13 protein-coding genes and 1 tRNA gene are annotated in these 10,871 nt (G+C 65.3%); 12 read left to right on the top strand and 2 right to left on the bottom strand.

All coding sequences use genetic code 11. The annotated features are described in order from the left end of the window. Positions 1-7: 7 nt before the first annotated feature. On the bottom strand, positions 8-592 hold the full coding sequence (locus tag MRBLMX7_RS05755) for a hypothetical protein (protein ID WP_363366596.1): 585 nt from the start codon (positions 590-592) through the stop codon (positions 8-10). Positions 593-672: 80 nt separating this feature from the next. Between MRBLMX7_RS05755 and MRBLMX7_RS05750 the strand changes: the two genes are divergently transcribed. From MRBLMX7_RS05750 to MRBLMX7_RS05730, 5 genes are all read left to right on the top strand, one after another. Further along, a complete protein-coding gene (locus MRBLMX7_RS05750) occupies positions 673-1,593 on the top strand; it encodes a carbohydrate kinase family protein (RefSeq protein ID WP_363366595.1) in 921 nt (306 codons plus the stop codon). A gap of 86 nt (positions 1,594-1,679) precedes the next feature. Next, positions 1,680-1,764, top strand: a tRNA-Tyr gene (locus MRBLMX7_RS05745). An 856-nt stretch (positions 1,765-2,620) separates the two neighbouring features. Beyond that, positions 2,621-2,995 carry a helix-turn-helix domain-containing protein gene (locus tag MRBLMX7_RS05740; RefSeq protein ID WP_363366594.1) on the top strand — a complete coding sequence of 125 codons (375 nt, stop codon included), beginning with the start codon at positions 2,621-2,623 and terminating at the stop codon, positions 2,993-2,995. Positions 2,996-3,171: 176 nt separating this feature from the next. After that, a complete protein-coding gene (locus MRBLMX7_RS05735) occupies positions 3,172-3,684 on the top strand; it encodes an RNA polymerase sigma factor (RefSeq protein WP_363366593.1) in 513 nt (170 codons plus the stop codon). Then, positions 3,681-4,175: a hypothetical protein gene (locus tag MRBLMX7_RS05730; RefSeq protein ID WP_363366592.1), complete on the top strand. Its 495-nt coding sequence runs from the start codon at positions 3,681-3,683 to the stop codon at positions 4,173-4,175. Before MRBLMX7_RS05735 ends, MRBLMX7_RS05730 begins: the two co-directional genes overlap by 4 nt. 11 nt (positions 4,176-4,186) lie before the next feature. Here the strand turns inward: MRBLMX7_RS05730 and MRBLMX7_RS05725 are convergent, their stop codons facing one another. Next, a complete protein-coding gene (locus MRBLMX7_RS05725; RefSeq protein ID WP_363366591.1) occupies positions 4,187-4,756 on the bottom strand; it encodes a hypothetical protein in 570 nt (189 codons plus the stop codon). Positions 4,757-5,372: 616 nt separating this feature from the next. On the opposite strand from MRBLMX7_RS05725, the gene MRBLMX7_RS05720 reads away from it, so the two are divergent. The 7 genes from MRBLMX7_RS05720 (at position 5,373) to MRBLMX7_RS05690 (ending at position 10,862) form a co-directional block, all read left to right on the top strand. After that, a complete protein-coding gene (locus MRBLMX7_RS05720; RefSeq protein ID WP_363366590.1) occupies positions 5,373-5,765 on the top strand; it encodes a hypothetical protein in 393 nt (130 codons plus the stop codon). Between the two features lie 74 nt (positions 5,766-5,839). Beyond that, entirely contained in the window at positions 5,840-6,817 is a 978-nt protein-coding gene (locus MRBLMX7_RS05715) for a hypothetical protein (RefSeq protein ID WP_363366589.1), read from the top strand. Positions 6,818-6,823: 6 nt separating this feature from the next. After that, a complete protein-coding gene (locus MRBLMX7_RS05710; RefSeq protein WP_363366588.1) occupies positions 6,824-7,906 on the top strand; it encodes a hypothetical protein in 1,083 nt (360 codons plus the stop codon). Next, a complete protein-coding gene (locus tag MRBLMX7_RS05705) occupies positions 7,903-8,577 on the top strand; it encodes an ABC transporter ATP-binding protein (protein WP_363366587.1) in 675 nt (224 codons plus the stop codon). The genes MRBLMX7_RS05710 and MRBLMX7_RS05705 overlap by 4 nt, the downstream gene beginning before the upstream one ends. A gap of 74 nt (positions 8,578-8,651) precedes the next feature. Continuing rightward, on the top strand, positions 8,652-9,758 hold the full coding sequence (locus MRBLMX7_RS05700) for an ABC transporter permease (protein WP_363366586.1): 1,107 nt from the start codon (positions 8,652-8,654) through the stop codon (positions 9,756-9,758). A 268-nt stretch (positions 9,759-10,026) separates the two neighbouring features. Continuing rightward, positions 10,027-10,590 (top strand): hypothetical protein, encoded by a 564-nt coding sequence (locus tag MRBLMX7_RS05695; protein WP_363366585.1) that lies wholly within the window; start codon positions 10,027-10,029, stop codon positions 10,588-10,590. Next, entirely contained in the window at positions 10,590-10,862 is a 273-nt protein-coding gene (locus tag MRBLMX7_RS05690; RefSeq protein WP_363366584.1) for a hypothetical protein, read from the top strand. Before MRBLMX7_RS05695 ends, MRBLMX7_RS05690 begins: the two co-directional genes overlap by 1 nt. Positions 10,863-10,871 lie beyond the last annotated feature (9 nt).

The following is a 10,871-nucleotide window of genomic DNA, read 5'->3' as shown; positions in this document are numbered from 1 at the left end:
CCGGTGATCAGTCGAACAGGTGCGCGACGATGCTGGCGGTGTAGCCAGTCGGAGCGAGGTTCGAGTAGCGCGTGTCGATGAGCACGTCGTCGCGATAGAAGAGCGTGCGACCGTCGGTGACGGGGTACTGCGGGTTCTGGAACGTCTTCTCGCAGCGGGTGCCGCCGTCGGGGGTGAAGCACGTGAAGCCCTCGTTCGCGACCAGGGCGTTGAGCATGTCGAGGGCCGGGCCGCGATCCTCGTGGGAGATGGTGGTCACGAGGTTGGTCGTGTCGGCGCGCGGGTCGCCCCAGATGCAGGTGAGCGTGCCGTCGTCGCCTACGCCCGATGGGCCGAACGCGGCGTCGTTGAGGGGGATGCCGTCGAGCTGGGCGAGCACGTCGTCGGAGAGGATCGCGCGGCAGTCGGTGGGCAGTGCGATGTGCGAAGTCGTCGGAGTGGGCGTGGGGGAGGGGGAGCCCTCCGGCGTCGAGGTCGCCGAGGGCTCGGGTGAGGCGGACGGCTTGTCGGCATCCGCGCCGGCCGATCCGCATCCTGCGAGCACGGCGGTGAGCAGGAGGGCTGCTGTTGCGGCGGCGAGTCGACCGTACATGGCCCCACCGTACCCGCCCCCGTCGCCGCGGACCGTCATTCGCGGCGTATCGCGCTCGTCGGGCCGGTAGTCTCGGCTGAATGAGCACTGATTCCCCCGCAGCGGTCGTCATCGGCGACGCCCTCATCGACGAGATCCGGGACGACGCCGGCGTGCGCGAGCTGGTCGGCGGCGCGGCCCTCAACGTCGCCGTCGGGCTCCGTCGTCTCGGCGTCGACACCGCGCTCATCGCGATGGTCGGCGACGACGAGGCGGGCGCGCACATCCGCGAGTACCTCGTCGATCACGGGGTGCGTCTGATCGAGACGCCGGCTCCGCGCGGGTCGTCCCGCGCCATCGTGCAGCGCGGATCCGACGGCGAGCCCGTGTATCTCTTCAACGAGGCGGCGCAGCGGCGCAGCATCCGGTACTCCGAGGAGGCGCGGGCAGCGATCGCCGACGCATCCCTGGTCGCGATCAGCTGCTTCCCCTTCGATGTGCCGGCCGAGGTCGACGCCCTCGCGGATGCCGTGGGCGGCGCGCGCCTCGCGATCGACCCGAACCCGCGGTCGGGCATGCTGAGCGACCGCGCCGAGTTCGTGCGCGGATTCGAGCGCCTCGTTGCCAACACGGCGATCGTGAAGGTCGGGGCGGATGACGCGGCCCTGCTCTATGACGGAGACCTCGACGCCCTGAGGGAGCGGCTGCGCGGGCTCGGCGTGCGCGCTGTGCTCGCGACCGCGGGCGCGGATGGCGCGATCCTCGAGACGGATGCCGGCACGGTACGCGCGCCGATCTCGACGCTGCCCGGCCGCGTCGTCGACACGGTCGGCGCGGGGGATGCGACCCTCGCCGCAGTCTCGGCGGGGCTGGTCGACGGCACCCCTGGGGCAGTCGAGGGCTGGCAGGAACTGTTGGATCGGGCGATGGACGTCGCGGCGGCGACCGTCCGCGCCGAGGGCGGTCTGCTGCGGACGCCGGAGTCGCTGCGCGAGTCCGAGAGGGGCGTGCACGGCAGCTGAGCCCTCGATTTCTCCCGCCCGCCGCGGGCAGGTATGATTGTGACTCGTGCCCCCGGTTGGCTGAAGAAGTCGGACGGGCGCGCATTGGCGAGTTACCCAAGCGGCCAAAGGGATCTGACTGTAAATCAGACTGCACTGCATTCGGGGGTTCGAATCCCTCACTCGCCACCAACGGGATGTTCGCGGATCTAAGCACTCCACGTTCGCGTATCTCAGATCCGGCAGAAGCCGCTAGGAGACAGGCGGCTTCTGCCGTCCCAGACCGATGCGAGCGGCCCCTCCCCTACTTGAGCCGCCTAGGCGGCGCCCGTTGACGAAGTGCATGATGCTCCCGGCCGACGGGCCCAGTGGCTCTTCGAGGCGTGCCTCTAGCGGCGTGCAGTGCGAAGGTGATGGGCGCCAAGACCTCCGAACGACATATCGGACTGAGGCGATCAGGAACGGGCGGCGCCCCATGCCGAGGATCTGATTCCAATCGTTCAGGATGTGCCCGGCGAACCAGCCGGCGTTGGGCTGAGGGATTGGATGGCGATGTCCACTCGGTCAATGGCGTCAGAGCGCGATAGGCGCGTAGGCCAGCGCGCTCCCACAGTTCTGTCCCAATCTCGGCATCAGCCGACTGCGCATGCGGCTTCTCCACTGGCGCGGGTGTGCGCCGAACGCCGTCCTCTTCGCAGGAGTCGTCTACTACACCTTCGAAGACATCGCCGCTTGGCACCGCCGCTTCGCCTGACCGTCATGGTTGTATGTGACGACCACCAGCTACGCGGGCGTCTGCTGCAAATGGCAGTAGTGGCTCTGAAGCTGTCTCAGATCCTGCATGACTGCGTCCGTTGTGCGACCTGTCGTGCTCGCGAGGTGCGCGATCTAAGTCACACGTTCATTTGATCTGTATGCTCGCACCGGCTGATGCGAGCCCCGTCCTCCAACGGCGAGATGTCGCTGCGGGTGACGCGTTCTGGTTTCGCTACTGGTGTCAACCTCAGCGGTTCGGGAACCCGATGCCGTCATCCGGACATTACGTGGCATGAGGACCACCGAATTCGACTCGCTACGTGATCGTTGCCTCGCGCTCATCGAACACCACTATCGAGATCGACATGTCGGCCCGGCGTGGTTGGCACGCGAACTATTCGTCTCCCGCCGGCAGTTGGACCGGGCGTTCGCTGGCGGCCCGAGCGTCGCCGAAGCCCTTGCGCGACGCCGTGTGAGGCAGGTCATCGCGTTCGCGGCACACAGTCCGACCGTTCCGATGTCCGACATCGCTCGGAGCTGCGGATACGGGACGTACGAGACGTTCCGCGCGCAGTGTCATAAGTACTTGCGCTGCAGCCCCCGGCACGCTCGAGACGTGCATGCGATGGCTCGGCGCGCGGCGAGGGATCAAGCGCTGGCTGCGTAGCCTCGGCGCGGTGACCCACTCAAGTACAGACATTTAGACTCGTAGGGGAAAGTCCTGACAGTTCGGTCGGGCAGGATCTACGAGGTGTAGCTGTGCCGGAGTTTCGAGAGTCGAGACCGCCAGACGATGGTGACCTCCTCTTCCGGTTGTCGCGGGGCGATGAGCCGGCGTACCGCATGCTGCACGACCGGCATCAGGCGCCGGTGTTTCGACTGTCGCTCGTACTGATGCGGACATCATGGGATGCCGAAGAGGTTGCGGCGACCGCGTTCTTCGAACTGTGGCGCAAGCGGGACAAGGTCCGGGTCGTTGATGGGTCGGTTCTCCCGTGGTTGCTGGCCACCACGTCGTACGCCGCGAAGAACAGCCTGCGCTCCCGGAGGCGATACCAGCGGCTTCTGAGTCGGATTCCGCGCGATGACAACGTTCCCGACCATGCCGACGAGGTCGGCCGTGCCATGGATGCCCTGAAGATCTCTCAGAGCGTGCGCGAGGCCTTACTTGAACTGAACCCTCGAGACTCCAGCGTCGTGGTCCTCTGCGTCGTTCACGAGCTGTCGACCGCCGAAGCGGCGGTCGTTCTCGGGATCCCGGAAGGTACCGTAAAGTCGCGACTGTCGCGTGTGAAAGCCCGGCTTCGTGGAGCGCTCGATGGGTATGCTCCCAGATCAGAGGAGGCGAAAGCATGACGGAACAGTCCGGAGGCATGCCGCACCGCCGTGAGGTGCAGGACCTCCTCATCGCGCAGATGCGACGGGAGCTCACTCGCCCGAAGTGGTGGAAGACCATTTGGGGCCGCCTGTCCATCGCTGGTGGTGTGCTCGTTGTCGCCGGTGCCGGCGTGGCTGGCGTCGTGCTCCTCGAACAACGGCCGGTGAGCGACACCAGCATTGTGTACTGCCTCGAAGGGCCTTGGCGGAATTCCGACGGGACGCTGTCTGGCGCGGCGGCTAGTGTCGCCACGCCAGACGGTGTCGTGTCCATTGTGGATGCCGAGGCGATGTGCGTTCAGATGTGGGAGTCTGGCGCTTTCGCCGACAACGACCAGATGTCAGCAACGAACGCGCCAGGGGTCGCTCCCTCAGAGTTCACGACGTGTGTCACGGACCAGGGGGAAGCCGCGGTCGTGCCGGGCCGCATCGAATGCTCGACGCTTCAGCTGCACCCGTTTAAGTCCTGATTGGGCGACGCTCATCCGAAGGTGCCCACCGGTCGGTAGACCACGGACGAGGTCTTGCCCGCCAGAACGCCGAGCGATCCGCAGTACGGGGTGCACGTCACCTTCGTCCCTGTGTAGTTCGTTCCGTCGTACTGGGAAGACCAGCAGCTGTTGAAGCCTTCGGCTGAGCGGACGTTGTTGTTCCATCCGGAGCCGAGGCTCGGGAATCCGAACGTGACACCGGTGCACCCGCTGCCGGATCCCCAGTGGATGAGGACCGTGCCTGTGCGGTTGGCGCCCGTCCAGATCTTGCCGACCATGATGGCCGCTGCCGCCGACGCCGCTCGGGCACTGGCGCCAGCCGGATAGAGCTGCTCATAGTCTCCAGGAGCGCCATCCTCGATGAACCGCTCAGCTTCGTCCACGGAGTCGAAGCAGGACATGACGGTGGGGATATCGCTGGGGGCGGGCTCTCCGTCGGGGACGGCAACCCCGCCGACCGTGCAGGCGGACGGCGTTGGCGCCGCAAGCGCGGGCGTCGGAACGGTCAATGAGAGAACTGCGATGAGTGCCGCGGACGCAGCAAACAGTCGTCGGGACAAGGGAAGCTCCTCCGGTAGGGGGTTGGATTCGCTTCGGTATGTCCAATCCCGATTTCGGAGTTCCGCCGTGCTGCCTCTGAGACGAGCGGGATGCCCGTGATTACGCGGAATCGGAGAGTGAGGCTGGCGCGATGTCTGGATTCGTCACTCTCATCGGGCGCACCCAAGGTGAGCGGGCTCGCCAGGGCCCGAAGTTGACGTGATGGTGCGTCGCACGAGTGCAGGTGAAAACGGTTCAACCGTCACGCTGGCCGTTGTCAGAGTCGGCTCACTGTGGTCCGCAGCGTTCGGGGAGGTTGCTCTGAGCGAGGCTTGTACGGCCGGGCTCCCGCGGAATTCTCGTTCAACAAACGAGGGGTTCCATTGCCTCGACGCTCACCGCTGTTGGACGCACCCTGATTGTCGGTGCGGCAGTCGAAGTGGACATGACCCAAACTCCAGAAATCTGGACAAGCTCCCGCACGCCTTGGCCACGACGACCGCGCAATGGCGGCAGTTGGTGTGGCTGTCCACCAAATGACCGACAGACACGGGCCGCGTCTTTCTCCACACTCACAGGCAAACGAGGCGAATCTGGTCAATACTGATCCGGACCTCGTAGCCATGAGGAGAAGAAATGAAGTTGAGCACGAAGAAGCGCTTGGCGAAATTCGCCGCAGCGACCGCCGTCTCCGCGGCCCTGATCGTCGCGCCGTCAGTCGCGGCGATGGCAGACGCGACCGCGACGTACACGACCGGTGGCCAGGCGCGCGCGACCGCGTACTGGAACGCGTCCTCGGACACGATGTCCAGCACCGACCGCTACAACGACGGTTGGGGTTCGCGCACCGCATACAACCTCCGTGGCAACACGACCAACCAGTACGTCGACAACACCAAGGGCGCCGGCACGACGGAGTCCCGCACCCTGTGGGTGCTGCCGGGCTGGGAGTTCCGCGTTCAGGCGTGCTCCATCAACAACGGCACGCAGCTCGGCTGCTCCGCCTGGTCAGGCTTCTCGGGAGTCTGACCTCCGCGTGAGACCGGGCACTCGCTCCCGGTCTCACGTCCCCCACCATCTCGAGAACAGGATCGCCCTCACTCATGAAACGCCTCGCGCCGACAATGTCTCTGCTGGCCCTCGCCGCCCTCGTCGTCACAGGATGCTCGAGCGCATCAGCCGAGGAAGGCTGGACGACTCCTGAGGTGCCCACGGACCTCTCGGCGTCGCAGGCGCTTGCCGCGCTGCCGTTCGACTCGTTCGGCATGGGGAGTTCTGAGCGCGAGCAGCTGCAGCAGGGCACAGCGACGCTCTTGAACCGCTGCCTCGCGGACTTCGGGTTCTCGGTGACCTTCAGCGGGGACTACATCCAGCAGGCGAGTGAGGATCCGAACGTCCCGATCATCTACCAGTGGGGAGGGCGCCTCGGGACCTTGCCCCGGGATCAGGCTGAGGAATACGGCTACGCGGCTCCGCCAGGAGGCGAATGGTCCAACGGTGCGGGCATCTACTTGGCCAGTGCGGAGAACCTGAATCCTGTCATGCCGAACGACCCGACCGAGGCCGCTCAGCTGTCGGCGGTGATGTACGGCCCGGAGCAAGGAATGATCCTGGGAGAAGGGGGCGATGACCAAGCCCTAGACCCCGAGCTCATTCCGACGGACAGCGCTGGCAACGCCCCATCCGAGAAGGGCTGCTACGGCGTGGTGGAAGGAGAAATCGGGGTGCCGTTCGTGGATCTCCGCGATCTGACGTCCGACGTGTACGGCCTCACGTTCGCCCACGACGCCGTGAAAGACAAAGCGGACGCCTGGTCGGCGTGCATGAAGGACGCAGGCTTCGACTACGCACGGTTCGAGGCGGCGCCGACCGCGAACTCCGGGGCAATCACCGCCGAGACCATCGCTGTGGCTCTGGCAGATGTCGATTGCACCAACGACACACGCTGGCCCGACACGTTCTACTACGTGCTCGCTGACTATGAACAGCAGGCCATCGACAAGCAGCCCGAGAGGTTCCAGTCCGCACTGGACGCGGAGCGAGAGCGGCTCGACGCCGTGAACCGGCTCCTGGGCGAGTAGGCGGCGATGAGCGAACAGCGGATGACCCCCACACGCCGCGTCGGTGTCTGGATCCTCGTAACGGCACTGGTCTCGGCAGGCATCGGGGGCGCGGCGGGCTTCTTCGTGCGCTCGCCGGCACAGATTGCCGCGGATGCTGCACCACCTAAGAACAGCGAGTTGACCATCGCCGTTGAGGAAGGCAGCATCACTGATCCGCTTCTGCTGCCCGGTGTTGTCTCCCTCGGTCATGTGACCAACCTGTCCCCGGCCGGAGGCGGTGTGGTCACCGGACTGCCTGTGGCCGTCGGGGCGCAGTTCACCGCAGGCACCGTGATCGCCGAGGTGAACGACAGGCCCGTCATCTACCTGCAAGGGGCCATTCCGCTGCTGCGGGACCTGCGCCCCGGAGACAAGGGCGAGGACGTCCGCCGTCTGCAAGAAGGGCTCCGTCCGTGGCTCAACGGCGAACCAGACGGCACCTGGGGCACAGGCACGACGAATGCCGTGCGCGCCGTCTACAAAGCTGCGGGGTATGCGGCCCCGGCAGAGACCACCGCTCTCCAGTCGGAGCTTGTGTTCGGCGCGGCGGCCACCGCGACCGTCCTCAGCATCGCGTCCCCGCTCGGAGGTGCAGTGGAGAGTCCGCTGATTCGAGCCACCACGTCCGATCCGACAGTGACGGCAGAGGTCACGGACGCGACCTCCCAATTGCTCCATGTTGGCGACCGCGTGTCCATCGCAGGGAGTGCCATCGGCGGTCCACAGGAAGGCGCAGTCACGGCAGTCGGAGGGTTGGTCACCGGAGAGGACGGAGTCAGTCGCGCGACTGTTGTCATCCAACCGGACGCTGCCCTGTCAGCCAGGGCAATCGACGGGAAAGTGGAGATCACTGTTCTCACCGGCGCCGACGCGGAGGTCGGCCTTGTCGTGCCTCTCTCCGCGATCCGCTCCAGCGCGACCGGGGGGACCTATGTGCTGCTCAGAGAGGGAACTGATACCCGCCGCGTCACGGTCACGATCGATGACACCGGAAGCGGCCAGGCGCGAGTGAGCGCGGGTGAAGGGGAGCTCGCTGTGGGTGACCTGGTCGTTTTGGGCGTCCAATGACCGCCGTGGTCGAACTGCGTGATGTCTCACGGGTGTATCCCGGACCACCCGAAGTGCATGCGCTGGCCGCCTCCTCCGTCTCCATCGAGGAAGGCGACTTCGTCACCATCGTTGGACCGTCGGGTTCCGGGAAGTCGACGCTCCTGAACATCCTCGGGCTCCTCGACAAACCATCCGCCGGAACCTACTCACTGAGAGGGCACGATGTCACGCAACTGACGGAGAACGAGCGGGCGCGAGTGCGGGGCGAGGAGATCGGCTTCGTCTTTCAGTCGTTTCACCTGCTCGAGCAGCGCACGTGCCTCGAGAACGTCATGCTCAGCGACCTCTACAGCGGGACCACGGAACGTGAGTCACGTGCCCGGGCGCACGAGGCGCTGCAAGCCGTCGGACTGGGCGCATTCGACCGACGGTTGCCCACCGAGCTCTCCGGCGGACAGCAGCAACGAGTGGCCATTGCGCGGGCGCTCGCATCCGATCCCGCCGTTCTGCTGTGCGACGAACCGACCGGGAACCTTGACAGTACGACCGCGTCGGCTGTTCTCTCCCTCTTCGACGACCTCAACGCCGCTGGTCGCACGGTCGTGCTCATCACTCACGACGCTCAGGTCGCACGGCACGGCAACCGAACGCTGCGCATGCTCGACGGCACCTTGAGCGAGGGACCATGAGTGGCCGTCCCGTTCGCCGGCGACTCCTCAACGAGGCGATGGCAGGAGTCGTCCAGCAATCATCTCGCTCCGGCATGACGATCCTCGGGATCGCCATCGGCGTCGCGTCCTTCGTTGCTGTCCTCGGTGTCACCGCCAGCGCCAACGGCCAGATCAGCGACGAGTTCCTGAAAGTCGAAGCCACGCAGATCACGGTGACGCCGCGCATCGGAGGATCGGTGTCTGAACCGCTTTTCGTCGACGATGCCGATTCCCGCGTGAGTCAGATCGACGGGGTCACCGCAGCCGGGAGATGGTGGAACGTTCCTGGAGTCACCATCAGTGTGAACCCGCCGTCCATTGACCCTGGCTCATCTCAACCGCCACTCCTGGCGGTGACGCCGGGTTACTTCGACCTTGTGGGCGCTGAGGTCTCCAGCGGCCGCACATTCGACGCGTTCCACGAGAACCAACCTGTCGCCGTCATCGGGGAAAAGCTGGCCGGCGACCTTGGCATTGACACCGTCGCGGACCAGCCCGTGGTTGTGCTGAACAACCTTCGCTTCACGGTCATCGGTGTCGTTGACGACACCACTGGGTCGAGCGCGGCGCTGACAAGCGTCATCATTCCCGCGGGGTTCGCTCGCAGCAACTTCGATGCCCCAGGTCAGAGGGAGACGATGGTCGTCGCCACCGAAGTCGGAGCCTCGAAGGCCGTCGCCGAGCAGCTCCCCCTGGCGCTGAACCCGGCGGAACTCACCGCGTATCAGATCGTCCCGCCACCGAAACCGACGGTCGTGAAAGACCGGGTGAACAGCTCCACGCAGGCGCTCTTCTTCGCACTCGCCGGCATCTGCGTACTGGTCAGTGGCGTCGGCATCGCCAATGTCTCCTTGCTCGGTGTTATCGCCCGCACTCGAGAGATCGCCCTGCGACGCTCTCTCGGCGCGCTGCCTCGACACATCGCCCAGCAGTTCTTGGGTGAGTCCGCTGTCCGTGGACTCCTTGGCGGGCTTCTTGGAACGGCCCTGGCCATGGCGTCGGTGACGATCATCGCATTGAGTCAGCAGTGGACTGCCGTCATCGAGCCGTGGTCGCTGGTCGCCGGTCCTGTGATGGGTGTTGCGATTGGGTCCATCGCGGGCCTTTATCCCGCGATCCGTGCCACGAGGATCGAACCGGTCGAAGCATTCCGTCAGTGAACGATGGAAGGCTTGCGTCGAAGGTTCGAGCGCGGTTCGACAAGGAAATCCCGTGGTGGGGGACTTCGGTCTCGATGGCGATGACCGACACCGCGTGAGGAAGGCGCTGGAGGCGCGGCCAGACGCGATGGGGCCGGTGCGTTCTTCGCTGAGAGCTCAGTCCCGCGTATATAGTCGCCCCGACGCGGGCGCCTATTGACGCGGTGCTGAACTCATTGGATGAGACGACAATCCGTACGTGGAACGAGGACCAGATCACCTGGTTCAGGTGGGCGCGCACCAGGCTGACATCCGCGAAGGCGTGACGATCTTGTCGGCATCCACGGCGAATCAGTACGCTGATGAGACCAACGGGGCCGGTGTCTTCACCACGTCGTTCGTCGACGCGCTGAACGGTGCAGCGTCGAACCTCGTAGGGGACGTCACGCCCGGAAGCGTGTATGCGCACGTGGATCAGTCGCTGAGCAATTGGCAGCAGCGGCCAGTGTTTAAGACGAATGTGAAGTCGTTCGTGTCGCTCCGAAAAGCGACCCCGCCTATCTCGCTGGCTCAACTTCATCAGCTGACCGAGATCTTCCCGGACCCGAACGCTCACCTGCCACTTGACCCGGCCTTCGAGCCGGAGCGCTGCGGGGATACGGACCCCTCGATTCCTGCCCCCGATCCCACGAAGACGGCTGTATTCGCCACACTCCAGAGCTACGTGAAGGTCAACCTCGTCCGACCTGTCGATGCGCCTCACATGTATCACGCGGCGATGGAAAGTAAGGCATGCGAGTTGACCGTCTTGGGGGAGCACTACTGGCGTCTCGTCAACGAGAGGCTAATCTGATGGCGAACGATCTCGAGTCTCTGTTCACGAACCCCCGTACCATTCACGTCGTAGCTGAGGTTGTTCACGAGCAGTGGGCGCATTGGCAGCGCTATCTGCATGGTGAGTGCGAACGTTTGCCAGACGGCTCGCTGATCATGCCCGCCGACCTTGTCGCGCGCTGGGAACGGCAGATCGCGACACCCTTCGCAGAACTCCCTTCGCGAGAGCAGGACAGCGACCGTGAACTAGCCGAGCGCTACATTCGGGCACTTCGCCATATCGCTTCCTAAGGCGGCGAG

This window comes from Microbacterium sp. LMX7-1.2, assembly GCF_040675935.1.
In the GTDB taxonomy this organism is placed as follows: domain Bacteria; phylum Actinomycetota; class Actinomycetes; order Actinomycetales; family Microbacteriaceae; genus Microbacterium.
This window is presented reverse-complemented; position numbering and strand designations above follow the sequence as displayed.